19 protein-coding genes are annotated in these 20,004 nt (G+C 40.2%); 3 read left to right on the top strand and 16 right to left on the bottom strand.

What is annotated here, in order from left to right:
- Nucleotides 1–198: 198 nt before the first annotated feature.
- From C7972_RS00555 to C7972_RS00480, 16 genes are all read right to left on the bottom strand, one after another.
- Nucleotides 199–1,278 (bottom strand): efflux RND transporter periplasmic adaptor subunit, encoded by a 1,080-nt coding sequence (locus C7972_RS00555; protein ID WP_110354267.1) that lies wholly within the window; start codon nucleotides 1,276–1,278, stop codon nucleotides 199–201.
- A gap of 167 nt (nucleotides 1,279–1,445) precedes the next feature.
- Nucleotides 1,446–2,750, bottom strand: a complete 1,305-nt coding sequence (locus tag C7972_RS00550) for a TolC family protein (RefSeq protein ID WP_110354266.1) — start codon at nucleotides 2,748–2,750, stop codon at nucleotides 1,446–1,448.
- Between the two features lie 98 nt (nucleotides 2,751–2,848).
- Nucleotides 2,849–3,478 (bottom strand): DUF2202 domain-containing protein, encoded by a 630-nt coding sequence (locus C7972_RS00545; RefSeq protein WP_110354766.1) that lies wholly within the window; start codon nucleotides 3,476–3,478, stop codon nucleotides 2,849–2,851.
- 228 nt (nucleotides 3,479–3,706) lie between these two features.
- Entirely contained in the window at nucleotides 3,707–3,844 is a 138-nt protein-coding gene (locus tag C7972_RS23720; RefSeq protein WP_181422789.1) for a hypothetical protein, read from the bottom strand.
- A gap of 72 nt (nucleotides 3,845–3,916) precedes the next feature.
- Nucleotides 3,917–5,374, bottom strand: a complete 1,458-nt coding sequence (locus tag C7972_RS00540; RefSeq protein ID WP_110354265.1) for an NAD(P)/FAD-dependent oxidoreductase — start codon at nucleotides 5,372–5,374, stop codon at nucleotides 3,917–3,919.
- A gap of 192 nt (nucleotides 5,375–5,566) precedes the next feature.
- Nucleotides 5,567–6,304, bottom strand: a complete 738-nt coding sequence (locus C7972_RS00535) for a TIGR00730 family Rossman fold protein (RefSeq protein ID WP_110354264.1) — start codon at nucleotides 6,302–6,304, stop codon at nucleotides 5,567–5,569.
- Nucleotides 6,304–7,425, bottom strand: a complete 1,122-nt coding sequence (locus C7972_RS00530) for an ABC transporter permease (protein WP_110354263.1) — start codon at nucleotides 7,423–7,425, stop codon at nucleotides 6,304–6,306. The genes C7972_RS00535 and C7972_RS00530 overlap by 1 nt, the downstream gene beginning before the upstream one ends.
- A gap of 68 nt (nucleotides 7,426–7,493) precedes the next feature.
- A complete protein-coding gene (locus C7972_RS00525) occupies nucleotides 7,494–8,600 on the bottom strand; it encodes an ABC transporter permease (RefSeq protein ID WP_110354262.1) in 1,107 nt (368 codons plus the stop codon).
- Between the two features lie 10 nt (nucleotides 8,601–8,610).
- Nucleotides 8,611–9,345 carry an ABC transporter ATP-binding protein gene (locus C7972_RS00520; protein ID WP_110354261.1) on the bottom strand — a complete coding sequence of 245 codons (735 nt, stop codon included), beginning with the start codon at nucleotides 9,343–9,345 and terminating at the stop codon, nucleotides 8,611–8,613.
- Nucleotides 9,346–10,257 carry an ABC transporter ATP-binding protein gene (locus C7972_RS00515; RefSeq protein WP_110354260.1) on the bottom strand — a complete coding sequence of 304 codons (912 nt, stop codon included), beginning with the start codon at nucleotides 10,255–10,257 and terminating at the stop codon, nucleotides 9,346–9,348.
- 52 nt (nucleotides 10,258–10,309) lie between these two features.
- Nucleotides 10,310–11,206 (bottom strand): HlyD family secretion protein, encoded by an 897-nt coding sequence (locus C7972_RS00510; RefSeq protein ID WP_110354259.1) that lies wholly within the window; start codon nucleotides 11,204–11,206, stop codon nucleotides 10,310–10,312.
- A gap of 22 nt (nucleotides 11,207–11,228) precedes the next feature.
- Nucleotides 11,229–12,494 (bottom strand): TolC family protein, encoded by a 1,266-nt coding sequence (locus C7972_RS00505; protein ID WP_110354258.1) that lies wholly within the window; start codon nucleotides 12,492–12,494, stop codon nucleotides 11,229–11,231.
- Nucleotides 12,495–12,580: 86 nt separating this feature from the next.
- A complete protein-coding gene (locus C7972_RS00500) occupies nucleotides 12,581–13,183 on the bottom strand; it encodes a TetR/AcrR family transcriptional regulator (protein WP_110354257.1) in 603 nt (200 codons plus the stop codon).
- Between the two features lie 244 nt (nucleotides 13,184–13,427).
- Nucleotides 13,428–14,444 carry a DUF3365 domain-containing protein gene (locus tag C7972_RS00490; protein ID WP_110354255.1) on the bottom strand — a complete coding sequence of 339 codons (1,017 nt, stop codon included), beginning with the start codon at nucleotides 14,442–14,444 and terminating at the stop codon, nucleotides 13,428–13,430.
- A gap of 19 nt (nucleotides 14,445–14,463) precedes the next feature.
- Entirely contained in the window at nucleotides 14,464–14,736 is a 273-nt protein-coding gene (locus tag C7972_RS00485) for a heavy-metal-associated domain-containing protein (RefSeq protein ID WP_110354254.1), read from the bottom strand.
- A gap of 47 nt (nucleotides 14,737–14,783) precedes the next feature.
- A complete protein-coding gene (locus C7972_RS00480; protein WP_110354253.1) occupies nucleotides 14,784–15,128 on the bottom strand; it encodes a rhodanese-like domain-containing protein in 345 nt (114 codons plus the stop codon).
- 549 nt (nucleotides 15,129–15,677) lie between these two features.
- On the opposite strand from C7972_RS00480, the gene C7972_RS00475 reads away from it, so the two are divergent.
- The 3 genes from C7972_RS00475 to C7972_RS00465 are packed head-to-tail and all read left to right on the top strand — an operon-like array spanning nucleotide 15,678 to nucleotide 20,004.
- On the top strand, nucleotides 15,678–16,901 hold the full coding sequence (locus tag C7972_RS00475) for a hypothetical protein (RefSeq protein WP_110354252.1): 1,224 nt from the start codon (nucleotides 15,678–15,680) through the stop codon (nucleotides 16,899–16,901).
- 20 nt (nucleotides 16,902–16,921) lie between these two features.
- Complete coding sequence (locus C7972_RS00470; protein ID WP_181422788.1) at nucleotides 16,922–17,617, top strand: SUMF1/EgtB/PvdO family nonheme iron enzyme; 696 nt, start codon at nucleotides 16,922–16,924, stop codon at nucleotides 17,615–17,617.
- Nucleotides 17,618–17,661: 44 nt separating this feature from the next.
- A complete protein-coding gene (locus tag C7972_RS00465; protein WP_110354765.1) occupies nucleotides 17,662–20,004 on the top strand; it encodes an alpha-glucuronidase family glycosyl hydrolase in 2,343 nt (780 codons plus the stop codon).

Below are 20,004 nucleotides of genomic sequence, written 5' to 3'. Positions count from 1 at the left end.
TTTTTATTTGGGCGTTACCTTCGCATGAAGTTCATGCCAGCATGGTCCTTTCATATGCCTACAAGGTCTTGGAGACCTCGCAGGAATGCTCAGGCCGGGCTTTTCGCTTTTACTCCAGTCCTTGATTGCGCAAATCCACAAAAGGCCTGGGGTAAACGCTGCAATCCCTAACGCATACCTATTTTTATCAATCTTCAGTTATTGGATACTTATTTTGGCTCCATTGTACAACTTCCCCTCTGCCGATATTATGTAATCTTCCTCGGCGGAAAGTCCCGACAAAACCTCTACGTTATCGCCATAAGTCCTCCCCAACCGCAACCAGCGTAAAAGTGCCGTTTTGCTTTCACTTACCGTATACACCCCGGATAATTGTCCGTTTTGCACTACTGCCTCTAAAGGAATAAGCACTCTATTGGTGTTCGCTTTTTTAGCTGTTGGAAATTGTACAGTAGCGTACATTCCAGAAAGTAAATTGGAGGTGGACTCTTTCAACATTACCTTGACCATATATTGACCACCGGTGTTTTTGGCTGATGTACTCACTTCCGCTACTGTTCCCTTAATGGATTCGTTCAGGGTCTTTATCAATACGTCCACTTCCGAACCCGATTTGATCTGTAGGATTTCCGATTCCGGTACCATTGCCAATACCTGAAAATTGCCCGGGCTTTCTACTTCTACCAAAGGCATCCCTGGATTTGCCATATCCCCAACCTTTATAAATTTGTTGGTGACCACTCCGTTAAAGGGGGCACGTATATTGCTATAGGAAAATTGGGCGTTCACCTCGTTTTTCATTTGTTTGGCCCCTTCCAATCTGGCCTTGGCCATGTTATAGTTGGCCGTAATATCGTCCAGTTCCTTTTGGGAAGCACTGTTTTCGCTAAACAAGGCTGTATACCTTTTATAATCCTTTTCAGCATTGTTAAAAGCAGCGGTCGCTTCAGTAATACCGGCATTTACCTGGGCCAATTTGGCGGATATATCTGCATTGTTAATACTTATCAATTGCTGCCCCTTCTTAACTTTATCCCCAACCTGCACGTAAATTTTATCTACATACCCCATCATTCGGGTACTGATATTGGCACTGTTCACCGCCTCTATCTTTCCGCTAACAGATAGGAACGGACTGCCATTCCCTTCGGAAACTGTGCTCACTTTAACGGCCACGGCAGGAGAATTGTCTACCTCATTTTTTTTATCATCGCTCCCACAACTACCAATCGTTATGGAGAGGATGAAGAGTGCTACTATGTATAATTTTGTTTTCATATGTAGTTATTTATTGTTTTTGAACGGTCATATGTAATTCGCATACCTTCAATCGTCTTTGCGACCAGTTTTTGGTTATGCCCATTTCATGATTTTCCTTTAATTATTTAATGTTGAATGCAAGTATTCCTGGTTTATGGTTTCTTCTATTGCTGAACTGTAGGCTATTATTCCTTGGTTAAAAACTTTACATAGGCCAAGGCGTAATTATAATTGAAAATAGTGGTGTAATATTCCAATTTCTTCTGGGAAAATTGGGTTTCGGTATTTAATAGGTCGGTCGTTTTCTCCAAGCCTTGTTTAAACCTATTGGTACGTATGCGGAGGGATTCTTCCGACTGTTGCAATGCCAAGGATGTAAGCTCCAAATTGTTTTTGGCATCTTGAAGCATTCGCATGGCTTTATTCAACTCTACCTGACTCTCTGCCTTATATTGATGTAGTTCCAATTTGGATTTTTCAAATTGGGCCCTACTTTTTTGAACCTTTCCAAAACGTTTGCTCCCTTCAAAAAGATTCCATTTTAATTCTGCCCCGATAAGATAGCCGTTCGCATCGCCCTGAAAGACTTGATCATCGTGCAATTCATAGGTTCCAAAGGCATTTAAGCTAGGAAGGAAACTCATTTTATCTGCCCTGTACATTTGTTGGTATGCCTCACTGGATAAGGACATGGCTTGTAGGTCTTTTCTATTCTCGGGCAATCCTTCCGTGTAAATATCACTGACCATTAGGGTCAAGGAATCCGTTGGTTGCAAAACAGCATAACTGTCATCGTTCATCAAGACGGATAGGTAATTGGAGACATTATGGACATTGCTCTTGGCATACTGCAACTGATTTTCTATTTCGGTAACCCTAACTTCAACTGCCAAAACATCGGATTTTTGAAGGTATCCCTGCTTAAAACTATTATCGGCCAAACGTTTATTTTCCAAAGCTGCTTTTTTCGCCTCTTCCAAAACCTTTACGGACTTGTAGGCCAATTGTAACTGCATATACGCCTTTTCAACCTCCAAGTCTATATAATCATTGGTCCTATCGGCTTTTAGCTCAACAGCATTCAATTTGGCCTTGGCGGCCTTCCGCTGAAAAATGCCATCTAGGTTTATCAAAGGCTGCTGTACTTGGATACGGGTTGCATAATCCTCGATCTGATTCGGATTATTCAATAAAAGTGGGTTAAAATCGGCCTGGGTCAAAATTTCCTGATTCAATTTAGAACCAAATGCCATCAAAGGATTAGTGGTGGCAATAGCCGTATGGGAAACACTTATATTGGGCAAAATCACCGCATTGGACTGATTAAAATCTCCTTTGGCGGCCAACACATCCTGTTGGGATATTCTTAGGGTATTGTTGTTTTCCCTCACTCTGGTCAACACTTCCTCCTTGCTGATCAACACACTTTCCTGAGCATGCATAAAGGACAAGGTTCCCAAAAATGATAGTATGTATATGATATTCTTCATGTTTCAATTTATTTAGGACAAAATTAGGCGGAGTAAAAGGATTGCACAGTAACTAATGTTACCGAGAAAAAAGGCTACTATAATTCAAAACACGAGGTTTATCTACCACATTGTTCCAGACTATCATTGATTATTAGAGTATAGTCTGCCTGGGTTAAATACTTGGGCTCATAAGTATTCCCCGAAAGTTCAATGGCGTTGACAAAACTCCAGAGATGGTTACGGGAACCGCATTGCAGACTTTCAAATACTTTTATCATGGCACTGTTGGTTGTGGCATCGATAAAGTTGGCCAAATCCACAATGTCCAAATCTTCGATGTTGGCACCCACCTCCAAGGCATTTTCCCTATTTTCACTGCCGTAATCAACAAACTGATCATAAAGTTCTTGAATGTCCGGGTTATTAAATTCCCCATATGCCAAAAGGGTATAGGAAATATTGTTTTGGTCCAAAAGGCCTCTAACGGCATTCATATGGCTTTGTTCACTTTTCTTGATATTCGAGAATTGATTTATTTCCCATAAATTCTCCAAATAGGTGTAGGTATCCCTTGCCAACTTTTCCTCTTCCAACATAAACAGTAATGCAGCGCTATCTGCATTAGTGAATTCTGTATTTTCCAGATCTCCTGCCAAGGTATCATCATTGTTACAAGAGAACAGCACCAAAAGGAACGGCAAACCAAAAATGGATAGATAGGTTCCTATTTGTTTAAAAAGTTTCATTGCCCCAGTTTTACGTTCATAAGCAATATCCAACATATTAAACAGATGCACAGCTACTTAAGTTACACAGGCCATGTATTATAAAACTTATAGAAAGTCCAAATTTATTTGGAGAAGGTTCTAAATTTCAACAGGGGAAAAGATAAATTACAAGGTGACAATTTTCCTTTGCCCAGGTTAGATTGCTTTTTACTGTTCTGTGAAAAATTTTTTTTGGTCCGGGATAATTCAATTCACCTTTCTGGTGCCTCCATGCCCCCCTGCTACGATCAACATAATTTTTATGCCCAACCAAATGAATTTAAAGAATTGGATTATTGGGTTCATCATATAAAAGCGCTTGGATTTTGATATTCTACGTGTCATCTTTAAAATTTTTGGGTTAATGGGTATTTGTAATTGCCCTAAGGCGTCCCTATCGTTGATTGGCAATAACCTTTATTCCGGGATCAACCACCAGAAAGGTTTCATCTTGGCCTTGTACAAAAAGGCATAGTGCAAGGCCAATTTAAGCCAATGGCCGGCCAAACCAATTTCTCCAAATGTTTTCCCCAATTGCCGACCTTGGGTATCCGGATACTTATTATAATCGGGAACTATTGGGAAAGTAGTTATACTTATACCACTGCCCTTGGTCATTCCATAACCTGCAGAGGCTATACATGCGGCACCCATATTACCCATAGATCCCCGATGATGCAGGGAGGGCTTGCCATTCCTTATGGTATCTATAATATTATCGGCTACCAACTTTGCGGTTATGCCAGACGGCATCCCAGTCCGCGGAGGTGATGGGGAAATAGCCGTACCATTTTTACTTAGTCTGGGTTTTGATATAGCATGTGGAGGAGCAAAAGCGATGCCCGGGGCAAAAATATTGGGATAGGAAGGATTCTGATAGGTCTCGGGCCAATCCTGAACAGACCATTCCTCATAAGGTTTAGGGCTGTAATCGGCATCTACGATCATAAAACCTCTAAACAATTTTTCCGTAATATCTTGGTTGCCCTTATCATAGGCCTTAAAACCATGGCCCGCAAAAGCCGGGATGAGCATGGCAAAATCGTAAGTTTCCGTGTGATACTCACCATCCAAGGTTTCATAATGTGCCACCCCATCTTCAATTTTATTTACCCCGGCACCAATGATCCATTTTATGCCGCGATCTTCAAAAACCATTTCTACCATTTCGCTCGACTTCATAATATTGTTGCCATAGCTCAAAAGCATCCCATCCATTCCAAAGTCTCCCAGTTGTGGCTCGTTGGCAATCCAGATCAATTCTGCATTTTCCCGAACTTTATGTCGCCTTAGTTCCTGCTCTACATTTAAAATATACTCAAAGGCAGCACCTTGGCAAGTAGACTTTGCATGGCCGGTTCCAATCAGTATTTTGGCCCTTTTACCCTGCTTCATCTGTTGTATTAAATCGTCAAGAGCCTTCCAAGCCTGGTTGGCGTGATGGTAGGTACAAACGGAATAGGCCTTGTTGGTGCCGGGCACTAGACCCTCCGTCATATCGAAGGCCAGTTTGGGTCCTGTTGCATTGATCAAATAATCATAGGTAACTTTTTCCTGTATCCCTTTTTGATCTTCCGTAACATATTCCACCATAACAAAAGGTCTTTCCACTTCGGTATCCCCTTCGGGATGAAAGGTGACCACCTTTGCCTGTTTAAATCCTATTTTTTTCTTTTTGTAAAGAGGGGCCAAGGGAAAGATAATATCCTTCGGTTCCATTCTTCCAATTCCTATCCAAATATTGGAAGGGATCCATTGGTAATTGCTATTGGGAGAGACCACTAAAACTTCGTGTTCTTTGGGAAGTTTTCTACGGAGGTGCGCTGCGGCCACATGGCCAGAGATTCCAGCACCCAAAATGACTATTTTCGACATTGCGATTGGATTTATTAAAGATAAATTTAATACTTCGCTCAAATACTTAACATGATTATTATCAGCATATTAAATATTATTACGAATATAAATTTGAGACTTTAATATGATTTCCACAGCAACATTTGTTACAGAGAAATTAGCACTCCATTTCAACAAATGGTTTCTGAAAAAAATCAATCCCTACAATGCTTATTCCTCTCCAAACCACCATTTAGGTCTTTGCGGTTTTTTAACTAATTTAAACCTTTCAATAGCGTGGATCTTAATGTGTTCTGCCATTTCCTCCACCGAGTCGGTTACGAACAACAACTCCATATCCTTTGGACTTATACTTTCATTCTCGGCCATGATCCGTATATGTTCGCAGAGTTCTTTATGATATTCGGATCCAAAAATGACCACGGGGAAATTTTGGATCATCTTGGTTTGGATCAGGGTTATGGATTCGAAGAGTTCGTCCAATGTCCCCATGCCCCCAGGCATAACTACAAAGGCATAGGAATACTTGATCAACAAAAACTTCCGTACAAAAAAATACCTAATGTTGATCCATTTGTGTAGATAGGGGTTCGGTTTCTGTTCAAAGGGCAAAATTATATTACAGCCTACGGAATATCCTCCCGCTTCATAGGCCCCTTTGTTTGCAGCTTCCATAATACCAGGCCCCCCTCCGGTCATTACCGTAAATCCCATATTGGCCAAAGCGGCACCCACCTCTTCTGCCTTTTTGTAGAAAGGATTGGTATTGTCAAACCTGGCAGATCCAAAAACCGTTACACAGGGGCCTATAAAGTGCATTTTCCTAAAAGCCCTGATAAAGCTGTATTGAACCCTAAAGGTGAAAAGCAATTCTTTAAACCTGGAGCGTGGTCCGGATAAAAAGCGTGATTCTTCTGGTTGTAAACGGTTGTTGTGGTTGTTTTCCATTAACTTGTTTTTTTATAACTGATTACCGCCAAAGTATTCATGGCAATGGCAAATACGAATGTTTTGATAACTTGCGGGTAAATATCTGAAAGTCCGGCACCTTTTAACATCACCATTCTCATTACCTGTACAAAATATTTTATAGGGTTGAATTCCGTTAAGAGTTGTGCCCATTGCGGCATACTTTCTATAGGGGTAAACAACCCGCTCATAAGGATAAAAATAACCATAAAGAACCAAGCTATAAACATGGCCTGCTGTTGGGTATCGGTAAAATTGGAAATAAAGAGGCCCATCCCCAAAATCACCAAAATGTAAATAATGGTATAGAGATACATTAAGCTTAGGCTTCCAACTATTGGAATGTGGAACAACAGTTTGGAGATAATCAGGCCCACCGTCAACAAGACCATACCCAAAACCAAAAAAGGAAATAATTTACCAATAATAAACTGGTGTTTTTTTATCGGGGTAACATTAATTTGCTCCAAAGTACCTATTTCCTTCTCCCGAACAATGTTCATTCCAGATAGGAAGAGGGTAATCATGGTCACCAAGAGAACCAGTATTCCGGGCACCATAAAAGTTTTATAATTTAAGGTCTCATTATACCAAAAGGAAGGAATGGTTTCAATATCCTGCGGCTGGTTTCCCAAATTGTTAAACAGGAATAATTCCACTTGTGCCTTTTTATTGAACTGTTGTACAATTTGATTGATATATACATTTTCTACTCCGGCAGCGGCACCATCTATGGCATTGATTATAACGGACAGATCCGCTTTTTTATTCTTAAGCAATTGCTTTTCAAAATAGGACGGAATCTCTAAAATCACATCCACCTTCCCTTGCAACATTGCCTTACTCGCTAGTTTTTCCGATGGAAATTGGGACACCACATTGAAATAGGAGGAGGCTTCAAATTTTTCCACCAACCCCCTAGAAAAAGAAGTATTATCATTATCAACATAGGCAAACTTTATATTTTTCACTTCAAAAGTTGCCGCATTGGATAGAATGATCAGTTGGATCAATGGCAAAACAAAAATAATAGGGAGCATCGCCTTATTTCTAAAGATCTGTTTAAATTCCTTTTGGATGATATAGCGGATGATGTTCATATTCTGTTGTGTAATACGTATTTAAAAAAGTGGGTTGTTTAAGGCCTTAACTACCGGCCAAATTTCTTTCACTCCAATCTTATTTTATATTTTTTTACGCTCAAGACAATAAAAAATATGGTCATCCCAATCAATATTAAGGTTTCTTTCCAGACATAGGCCAGCCCCACTCCTTTAAGCATAATTCCTTTTAAAATCATTATAAACCATTTGGCAGGAATTATATTACTGATCAATTGCAAAGGCAAGGGCATACTGGAGATAGGAAAAATAAATCCCGACAATAATATTACCGGCAGCATGAGACCCATTAAAGAAATCATCATGGCCGTTTGTTGTGTGGAGGATATTGTGGAAATCAAAATCCCGAGCGACAGGGCATTTACTATAAATAAGGTACTCTCCGCCCCCAATAAAAACAGACTGCCCTGCACTGGCATTTTAAAAACAAAAATGCTCAAAAGAATAATAACTGCAGCGTTTATGATGGAAAGCAAAATATAGGGAACCACCTTTCCCACAATAACTTGAATTGGGTTTAATGGAGACACCAACAAAATCTCCATAGTTCCCAATTCTTTCTCCTTGGTAATGGATATTGAGGTCATCATGGCCGATACCAACATTAATATTATAGTCATAACCCCCGGCACAAACATATATACACTTTTTAGTTCTGGATTAAACACCATTCTTGTTTGTGGCACTATTTGGTAAGGAAGATTTAGACCTTGATTTAATTCCTGTTGGTAATTCTTTAAAATAGACCCTACATAATTGCTAATGGTATTCGCCGTATTGGGGTCCGTAGCATCGGTAACAATTTGAACGGTAGCTTTTTTTTGGGTGACCAGGTTCTTGCTAAAATCCTTTTCAAAATTGAGTACCGCTTTTATCTTTCCTTTTTTAAAGGTAGATTCAATCTCATCTTCATGGTCTATAAACCCCTTAATGCTAAAATATTTTGAAGTCGCTATTTTATTTATGATCTCTTTGGTATTTACATCTTTGGAATGATCCAAAATGGCGATATCCACATTATTGATCTCGTTGGTTATGGCAAAACCAAAAAGCATCACCTGCACTATGGGCATGCCGAACAAGATAAACAGGGAACGCCTGTCCCTTAAAATATGGTAAAATTCCTTTTTGATGAATCCTATAAATCTGTTCATTTCACCCTTATTATTCTATGTTCCTCGCCAATTTTAGGAATACCTGGTTCATGGAATCCACTCGAAATTGACTTTTAAGATTCTTTGGTGTGTCCAAAGCTTCAATTTTCCCCGCCACCATAATGGATACCCGATCACAATATTCGGCCTCGTCCATATAATGGGTAGTTACAAAGATGGTCACCCCCCTATTGGCCTCCCTATAGATCATTTCCCAAAATTGGCGCCTGGTAATGGGATCGACTCCGCCCGTGGGTTCATCCAGAAAAACAATTTTTGGATTGTGGAGCAGGGCAACTGAAAAGGCTACTTTTTGCTTCCATCCCAAGGGGAGGGAACCTACTAGGGAGTTGGTCATATCGTGCAATCCCAATTCATTTATCATAGTCTGGGATTTTTCTTTGATATCCTTAGATGACAAGCCATAAATACCGCCAAAGAAGACTATATTTTCCTTGATGGTCAAATCATTGTACAGGGAGAAACGTTGGCTCATATACCCAATATTCCTTTTTACCAGTTCGGCCTCTGTAAGCACGTTATATCCGGCCACGGTGGCGGCACCATGTGTAGGTTTGGAAATACCGATCAACATTTTCATAGCCGTTGTCTTTCCTGCACCATTGGCTCCCAAAAACCCAAAAACCTCTCCTTTTCCCACCTCAAAAGAGATGTTATTGACTGCGGTGAAATCCCCAAACATTTTGGTCAAGTTCTCAACCTGTATCATATTATCTTTTGCCATCTATTCTTGTGCTTTTGATAGATCCATAAAAGTATCCTCAATAGTTGCAACGGTCTCTTTAACCTCAATCCCCTTATGATGTCTTTCCTCCAAATACTTGCTTAGATCCATTGGCCCAAAAGCTTCGGACTTAGGCGTAAAATGTAGGTATTCTCCAAAGGGATAGGCGCTATGGGTGTCTGGATAAATTCTTAAGTCTTGTATTAATTGATAGGTGTTGGAACTACGTACCTTATAAATTTTCTTTGGGAACGAAGCAATAATTGCCTCGGGTGTGTTGATCTGCAGTATTTTTCCATTGGTAATCAGAGCAATCCTATCACAAAGTTCGGCTTCGTCCATATAGGGCGTAGATACCAAAATAGTGATGTTTTTTTGCTGTAGGCGTTTTAACATCTCCCAAAACTCTTTACGGGAAACGGGATCTACCCCTGTGGTAGGTTCATCCAAGAACAACACCTTGGGTTTATGGATCAAAGCGCAGCAAAGGGCCAGTTTTTGTTTCATGCCGCCCGATAATTTTCCTGCCCTACGGTCTTTAAAAGGTTCTATTTGGATATAAATGTCCTTGATCAAATCATAATTCTCCTCTATAGTAGTTCCAAAAATAGTAGCGAAAAAAGTAAGATTTTCCTCAACAGTAAGATCTTGATACAAAGAAAACCTACCCGGCATATAGCCCACATGATTTCTAATATCCTTGTACTGTTTTAGCACATCATACCCGGCAACGGCAGCATTTCCCCTATCTTGGATCAGTAAGGTGGTCAAGATTCGAAAGAGGGTGGTCTTTCCGGCACCATCCGGACCGATCAAACCAAACAGTTCCCCAGGTGCAACCTCAAAGGAAATATCGTCCAAAGCTGGTACATTGGCGTAAGATTTACTGATATTGTTTAGTATGATCCCCATTGTATCTTGCGATATTCAAAAATTGTTTAGGCCTTGTTTTAGCTTGCTTATTTTATTGTTCCGTACTGGAAATCCACATTTCCGCAGGCATCCCTATTTTCAGACTACCGTCATTTTTAACCTTGACCTTTACCGCATACACTAGGTTTACACGCTCTTCCTTGGTCTGTATGATCTTGGGGGTAAATTCTGCTGATTCCGAAATCCAGCTAATCTCACCGGGGTATGATTTCATCTCCTCTCCTGCATCGATTTTTACGCTTACCTCCTGCCCAATATGTAGGTTTGCCAACTGGTTTTCACTGATATACACCCTTAAGATCATATCTTCCAGATTGGCAATTTTATATAAGGGCTTTCCAAAGGCAGTAATTTCATTAGGTTCGGCATATTTTACCAGGACCGTGCCCTTTACAGGGTTTTGAATGATGCTTTTATAGATCTGATCCTCAATTTGACGTATTTGTATTTCAATACTTTTTACCTCATTAATAATGGGCGAATTTTGAGTCTCCACACTTTTGATCTGCTCTTTTATAATGTTCATCTGTCCATTGATATCATCCAATTGTTTGGTAGTTGCGGCTTTTGCCTGCAATAGGTTCTCTATCCTAGATTTATCATTTTGGGCCACTTTTAATTGCTCCTTAAGAACTTCGCGTTGTGATAGCACGTTTCTGGATTTTGAAAAAATAGTGTTTTTGAAAGCCAACAATTGGTCGCGCTTTAGGGAGAGCTGAACGGTGTCTATAACCCCAACAACCTTATTTTGGCCCAGCACAGTGCCTTCCTCCGCATCCAGGAACAAAATTTTTCCATTGGCCTCGGCGGAAATAGTTATTTCCGTAGCTTCAAAATTACCGTAACCATCTGCCTTGTCCCCGTTGCCGGAGCATGAACCCAAAAGGCTTATGAGAAGGCTTGTCAATATTAAATATGGATGTTTCATTTTATTCAGGTATTGTTATATATCAGTTATTGTAATAGCTTCCTTTAGTAATTTCATATTGAATTTGGTGCAATAGCAATTGAGTTTCATGTAGGTTTAGATTGCTTTTTGCCTCATATAAATTCGTGAATTCGATAATATAGGCCGATGCCGTAATTACACCGTTGTTCAATTGTGATTCCGCCGTTTTCAAAATATCTTCTCGTAACGCTATAATCTCATTATCCGTGGAAATCAGAGCATCGATCTTATCAATTTCGGACTTGAGTGTTACCAATTCCAAATTGTTGTTCAATTCAAAGGTCTCTTTTTGGGTATCTATTATTTCCTTGTTTATTTCAAGGGATTGTTTCTCGGTCTTGGTCTTGTTCCAATCAAAAATGTTCATATTGAGTTTTAGACCTGCCATATAGAAAGTATTAAAAGAATTATCCAACATATTTAACCCAGGATTTCCATAACCTCCTTGTGCAAAGGCATTTACCTTTGGAAGGTTTGATTTTGAAATCAGTTTTAAGGAGTAATCGATCTGTTCCTTTTGAAGGTCGAAAAGCTGAATCTCGGGTCGTTTAGGTTTATCCTCCGACATAAAAACCTCCGGACGTAAAAGGTTCACAGCGGAAGATAATTCCCTGCCAATTAGCAAGGACAGCCGTTGTAACAAATCCGATTTATTATAGCTCAACTCTATGTATTGTTGTTTTAATTTAAGGAGTTCTGCTTCAAGTGTCTTTTCTGAAGACGTCAACAAGGTGCCGTACTTTACACCGGCTCTCACATCGGCTATTCGAGCTTTTAATTGCTCTTCTTTGGCTTGGAGTAAAGCCTGGTTTTCCTGAAGCAATAAGACCGAAAGGTAGATAGAATTCACCTGGCTTTTTAAACCGTACAGACTCACCTCCAACTGTTGTTGGTTTACTTTAGAGGCAGCCACCTTAACCTTGGAGGAGGCATTGATCAAACCCCCATTGTAAATCATTTGGTTTACATCCAAAGTGGCGCGATATTGGTCCTTATTGGGAGGTTCCACCGATACATTCGGAAGCTGTATCGGCAAACTTGTTACGTCGGACTGGTATGTGGCCTGGGCATTTAAATCAAGTTTGGGCAAAAACCCCGTTCTAAGGGCGTCAATATCCAGTTGTACCTGCTTTTCCAATAAGCCAGATTGTTTGGCCAACGGATAGCTCTCGGCAACAAGTTCAAAACACTCCTCCAACCTAAGGGTCTGCTGGGCCTCAACAACAAGAGGTATAGTGAATATATATATTAAAAAAAGTCTTTTCATGTGTTTTTGTTTATTAATTTTCAGTGGTCACATGCAACATTCAAATAGTCATTTTCCCCGTTCGTTTAAAATTGAGTATGAATGTTTCATTTTTTAATAGAATTAATTAAAAGCTCTGGAATCAAAATCTTACGTTCCTGCATCATGGACTTGAATTTTTCTTCATCCAAGTTCAATATTCCACGGACCAGGCCTGTCCCTACAAATGAAAAGGCGGTCAAGGAAAAAAGGTTTAACAACAATTGTTTGGGATCTATAGGCTTTATTATTCCCTTTTCAACTTCCTCCGCTATCTGCTTTTCAAAGAGTATAGGGTTGGGGGCTATCTCGGAGCCAAAAAATAAGTTGGTAAACTCCGGGTTATTGTTTATTTCCTGGATAAGAAAGTTGGGTAGGTATGGATTTTCCAATACGAAGGAGATATAGCTATCCGTAAAATCCCTGATTTTTTCAAAAACAGTTTTATCGGAATTGAAGACCTGATTGATATGGGGAGCAAACTTTTCAAAGGCCTGCCTAAAAACCGCCTCGAACAATTTTTGCTTGCTCTTGTAATAGTAGTGCAGCATGGCCTTGTTAATTTTTGCCTCATCCGCAATTTCCTGCATACGCGCACCTGCCATACCTTTCTTTTGGAAGATGCTAATAGCGGCCTTTAATATATTTTCTTCTGTACTTTGATCTTTCATTAACTAAATAGTTTAACCAAATGGTTAACAAATGTACAAATTTTTTTGACCCCACAAGGACAGGGCCTCCAAATTTTAGTTGTTTAGCTCAAATTCATACATTTATGAAATCTATTTTAAAAAGATTTTTGGGCATCAAATTGCATATATTCCTAAAGATTTCTCTGCCCGATATCACTATTGGTAAATTTCCTTTTCCAGGAATAGGGACTTACAACCTATAGAACTTCAGAACCGAATAGGTCTACTTATTTTTGTCAAAAACCACACTCCATATTCCGCGGACCTCATTTACATTATAGCCAACGGCCATATCTTCCGGGTATAATTTTCTTAAAGTGGCCATAGTAGCAGGCTTCACCTGTTCGTTGGGTTTTCCATGGCATTGGAGACACATGGTATTGGTAGTTATGGGATAATAGACCGTTACTTCTTCGTTTCCAGGAACTACTACCGGATCTACTTCGATACCAGCGGCAACCTGCTCTTTAAAAGTAGCGATATACCCCAGCTCCTCTTTGTTGGCCTTGTTAAGTGGATTTCTAGGTTTATCGGAAACCCTTTTTATCTGGGCATTGTTCATAACAGAAATACTATCTGTTAATTCTATGGCCCTAAGGTTACAAAATGCTACCGCCCCCTCCGTACCTTTTTCCTGTATGGCCTTCATTAGATTTTTTCCCAGCGCAGCTTTTGTGGCCAGGGCATAACCAAGTCCTATATCGCCATAGTCCGTTTGTAACCCATGTTTGGAACCTGGGCCCATTCCATTTCCCATACCTTTGCCTTTGCCCATTCTTCTACCATGCTCCCTCTGAAAATGGTCATCGAACCATTCAGGTTGTGCAATTTCATAGTCATACATGTATTCAGCAATCAGGCTAATGGTTTCTTCAGGATAGGGTTGATAGGGCATTATCCCAAATCGATTTAGTGCACCGGGCATTTTGGATTTTTCCTCCTGTGGATCATTAATCCAGCCCACAATAGCTTCTATAAACTGTTCCTTGGTCGTTGTTGAATCAATATAGTGCTTCTTAATGGCCACCATGGGAGGCGCAATCATGCTGACTTCGGATGCTTTAGGATTGTGGCATAAATAGCACTCTGTTTCAATAATCTTTTTACCTGGATGTATCTTTTCCTGGTCGGCCGATGAGCTCGCTACCTTGCTTTCTAAAAGTTTGTTTTCCGTTTTTTTAGCCTCCTTACAGCTTACCAGGGTCATTAAAAGGATTGTAAAGAAAGATAGATACTTCATAAAGCTAATATTTTTGGATTTATTCCTTCATCATCCTTCCGGAGGCACAACTAAGTAAGGATTTGGCCTTATCTCCCAAGCCATTTTTGACACCAACAGAGGGATAGCCCAAAGCCTTAAGTACATCCCTTAGTTCTTGGGTAGCCATAACGTTGTTGGATTCAAAAGATACAGTGCCGGAATTAACATCCACCATAACCTCTGAAATATCGTCCAATTGCGACAATTTGGTGGTTATCGTTTTAGCACAACCGCCACATTTTATATTTTGAACACTGAGTGACAATTTCATATATTCAATTTAACCAATTTTTTCTAATTATATAGGCAAAGTGGATATTACCTCCATCTCATATATCCACCCTTCAGGTCATATATTTTTTCAAAACCCATGCCTACCAACTTATGTGCAGCTCTCTGACTCCTGGCACCCGAACGGCAATACAGATAAACAGGTTCGTCCTTGGACATTTTTTTACAGTACTTTTCAAAGCCTGTGGCATTGAATAGATCAACATTTACGGCATTCTTAATGTGTCCGCTACCATATTCATTGGGCGTACGAACATCTATAAGTTGTACTTTTTTACCCGCTATGGCCGCTGAAAATTCAGCCTGATCCAATATTTCAATTTTATCCGATTTCTCTTTGCTTGTTCCGAAAAGTGTACCAAAAATAGACATATTTTTTCCTTTAATGAGTTATACCACAGTTGTTTAAAAAAGGAAACCGCCACCTTTTACAATGACCGTTTCCTTAAACAACCAACCAAAACATTTATACTGTAAAGATAGTACGGACATATATTGTCCACAGCAACTTTTGTTACACTCCGTCTTTATCACATAAAAAAATTTACACTTCCCAATAGAATAGATAGGATTCCAGAGTATAGCAAATAAGCCCCTGTAACCAACAATAGGATATAAAATGTAAACTCCATATAGGAGTCGAAATTGCTTTTGTCACCTAATTCTAGCTCAATAAGACGTACACTTTACAATGACCATATAATATATATTACTTATTGTACATTATATATTGCCCCAAACTAATATTTAATTGGTTTTATTGATTAAAATGAGTTAATATTATTTCATTAATGAAATGAAGGAAGAATAAACGCGCTTAATAATCCATGTTATAGAACAACCTAATATAGAATGTAATCTGGAATTAAAGATAAAATCATTTCGACCAAAACTTCAAATGCCCACAAATAGGAAATAGTCATGTTTAAATATCCTTTATTGCCCTTGGTTACGGTTTGCATCCTTTTTGGAACCCATAGCATATTCGCCCAAAAAGTGAATGAGTTCCCCAAAAGAACGGACCCCCTTTATAAAAAGGTTGAAATGTTTGATAAATTAATGCTGGGCAATCATTGGAACGAAGGGGCCATAATGCAACATGTCATCTTTCCTCCGGCCGGACTGGATCGTCCCATTGTGGGTTCCCAAGCCGATTGTCTTGATCCCACCTCCGAAATGTTGGCCGCATATTCACATAAATATGCCATTACAAAAGACCCTAAAGACCGGAAAATAGCCAATGACATATTCGAAGCCGTATTAAAACTCGAAAAAGTAACAGGTGTAGAAGGATTGGTTGCGCGTAGTTTCAATAGGACCAACGAACCCCTTTGGCACGAAGAAGTTATGTGGTATCACGAATGGCACCAGTCAACCTCCCTGCCAGGTTATAGATGGTTGGGCGATTTAAGTGCCGATAAATTCACTTCGATTTTCTATGGTGTGGGAACTTTCTGGGAACTATGTGCCGATGACGTGTACAAAAAGAAAGCGGCAGGATTGCTGGACCGATTTATAGGACGGGTAGTGGACAACAATTTTAAACTTACGGATCTAGACGGAAAAATGACCTTGTGGGGCAACTTTTGTCCCAATCTTCCGCACCAAGAACTCAACTCCTTGGAAATGTTGGCTGCCCTTAAGGTAACCTATCATATTACCGGAAAGGAACGCTACAATGCCGCTTACCACATGCTTATAGATCGCTACCATTATGACGACCACCAAATTAATTCCAAAATATTATTCCCTGAAGAATGGCGAAATGTAGGGGACGACTACCACGCAGCCCGTTCCCTCTATATGATTATGCGTTTAGAGACCGATCCCAATCTACTCAATAAATACCGAATGAATTTAAACCGACATTGGTACGATTGGAAGGATTTGGAATTTACTTGGGAAAGCAACATCTGGTTTTTAATGGTCTATAAAGTACTTACAGGGGAGGATGTTTTTACCGAAGAGAAAAAGCAGGGCATAAAGGATATGTGGGGATTTGACCGGAACACAAAAGAATTTAAAATTCCACAAAAAGATGGTAGTTTTAAAATGGTACGTTCGGAGGAAGAACGCACCGCAGCTGCCATGATCCGTAATTATTGGTTTGGCAGGTATTACGGTATAATTGATGAAAAATGGTAATCACAAATAATAGGAAACGTATGAAATCTTGTTTAACACTCCTAACTTTCTTAGTACCTATACTTTATCTGGTAGGGCAAGAAACGCCAACTCCTCCCGAAGGAATGGTTTATGTTCCCGCTGGAGAGTTTATCATGGGAAGTACCTATGGCGATCCGGATGAGAAACCTCAACAAATTGCGAGCACCAAAGCATTCTTTATAGATAAATACGAAGTTAGTAATGCCGAATTTGCCAAATATGACCCAACTTTTAAGTTCCCTCCTGAAAAAAAGAACAATGCCGTAATTGTCACCTGGTCAAAGGCCAATGCTTATGCTCAATGGGCCGGTAAACGTTTGCCCAGCGAGAAAGAATGGGAAAAAGCGGCAAGGGGTATAGATGGCCGTGTTTTCCCCTGGGGAAATACCTATGACAACACCTATGTAGTCTGGGACCAGAAAAAAACCCGCGGTACTTCCATTGCCAAACCAGCAAGTCCTTATGGTTGTTATGATATGGCCGGGAGTGTATGGGAATGGACATCGGACTGGTATAAACCCTACCCTGGCAATACCGTTCCAATGGAACAATATGGCGAAACCTATAAAGTAATGCGGGGCGGATCCAATTTTAACAACCACTCCTTTATCCGTACCTCACAACGATATTATGTGTTGCCGGAAAAAATACACGTTTACCCTGTTGGAATCCGATGTGTAAAGGACATAGATTAGAACATAGTGCTCATAAAAAAATATTAATAAAAATGTCCAACATAATGAAAAGACAATTAAAATTTTGGCTGGTATTTCTTAGTATTTCGTGTATACTGTCTTGTGAAAAGGAACAACAAAAAACCTTGGACCTTTCCCAGGCAAACATTGTAATATCGGCCAAGATTAAAGCGCCTATCCAGGAAACGGCCGTTAACATTCTAGTGGAGGAAATCAATAAAAGAACCGATCTAAGACTCGGATCAAACAATAATTGGAATTCCAAGACGACCATTGCCTTGGCCTTGGCTAATGAAAACGAATTGTTCGGAACAAAAGTTCCGGCCCGGGATAATGAAAATACCCCAGAATTAAAAAAGGAAGGATATCGCATTTTCCACCAATATAATGGCGATAAGAATACGCTTTGGGTCATTGGGGCAGATGAACGGGGTATTCTTTATGGCCTTGGCAAACTACTGAGAACCGCTAAAATGGGTAAAAACCGAATAACATTGAGCCCCAATATTGATTTTTCAGAAGCACCGGAATACCCCCTTCGCGGACATCAATTTGGGTATCGGAATACCGCCAACTCCTGGGACGCTTGGACCGTAGAACAGTTTGATCAACATTTTAGGGAACAGGTTCTTTTTGGGGCAAATAGTTTTGAAAACATTCCATTTCAGGAAGCCAGTTCAAGTCCCCACTTTAAGGTAGATCCGCAAATCATGGAAGTGGAACTAAGCAAGATATGTGAAAAATACGATGCCGAGTATTGGGTCTGGACCCCAGCACCGCATGACCTGAGCATTAAAAATGCCCATGAGGATGGACTTGAGGAGCAAGAGGCATTTTACGCAAAATGTCCTAGATTGGATGGTGTATTCGTTCCGGGGGGCGACCCCGGTGAAAACCATCCTGCCCAGCTTATACCCTATCTAAATGACCTGTCCAAGATATTGCACCAATACCACCCCAATGCAGGAATATGGGTTTCCTTACAAGGTTTTAACAAGGAAAAAGTGGAATACTTCTTTGATTACCTGGAAACCGACAGTCCCGATTGGCTAAAAGGCATTGTCTATGGTCCCAGCAGTCCACCTATAGATTTGGAACGGGAAATGTTACCGAAAAAATATTTGCACCGATTTTATCCCGATATAACCCACACCGTTAGATGTCATTATCCCGTGGAGAATTGGGATCAGGCATATGCATTGACCCTGGGAAGGGAGCCTATCAATCCACAGCCCCTCATGTACACCCAACTTTTCAATAGGGATACCCCATATACGGATGGCTTTATTACCTATTCCGATGGTTCCCATGATGATGTAAACAAAGTTCTTTGGAGCCAATTGGGTTGGGATTCCAAGAAAGACCCCAAAACTATAATCCATGAATACACGCAGTTTTTCTTTGGGCCAGAGGTGGCGGATAAAGCGGCCAAAGGCATATTCGCCCTAGAAGAGAATTGGGATGGACCCATTTTGGAAAACAATGGAATAAAAGAAACTTTGGCATTGTGGAAAGGCTTGGAAGAAAACAACCCCGATCTGGCAAATAATTGGAGATGGCAACAATTAATAATGCGCGCCTATTATGACGCCTATATTCAAGACCGTCTTGCCTACGAAAAAGGCTTGGAAGAAGAAGCTTATGAAATTTTGGCCAAGGCCAATACCATTGGGGCGGATAAGGCGATGAACGCTGCGCTTCAACACATTAATAAGGCAGATACCGAATTGGTTTCCCAAGACCTGAAGGAAAAGGTTTTTGAATATGGCGAGAAGCTATTTCAATCCATTGGCGCACAGACCAGCGTAGAAAAATATCAGGCAAGGAGTGCGGAAAGAGGTGCAATATTGGATTTTATAGATTACCCCCTGAACAATAGATGGTGGTTGGTCGACGAATTTAAAAAAATTGGCGCTTACAAGTCTGAAAAACAAAAATTGGAACGGCTGGAATTTATCAGAAATTACGAAACACCAGGTGCAGGAAGCTTTTACGACAATATTTCCAGTGCCGATGCACAACATGTAACCTCCAAAACCGATGATGCCATAGACTTTCTGTGGGAAAATGATGGTTTAAGCAGAAAGCGACTCTCTACCCAACTATTCCAATTTACCCCCACCTTGGAGTACCATGAACTGGATACGGACTCCAATTACCTTCTCCGAGTTTCCGGTTATGGCGAAGCACTTTTAAGAGCAAACGGTAAAAGGTTAAAACCTACCAAATACGAAAAAGATTTTGAAGAATTTAAAGAATTTCCCCTACCTAAAAATTTGATCAAGGACGGCAATCTAAAGATTAGCTTTGACAAACCCGATGAAGAACACCTGAACTGGAGAAAGCAATCCAGGGTAACCGATGTTTGGCTTATTAAACAACAATAA

The sequence above is a fragment of the Arenibacter sp. ARW7G5Y1 genome (assembly GCF_003201775.1).
Lineage (GTDB): Bacteria > Bacteroidota > Bacteroidia > Flavobacteriales > Flavobacteriaceae > Arenibacter.
This window is presented reverse-complemented; position numbering and strand designations above follow the sequence as displayed.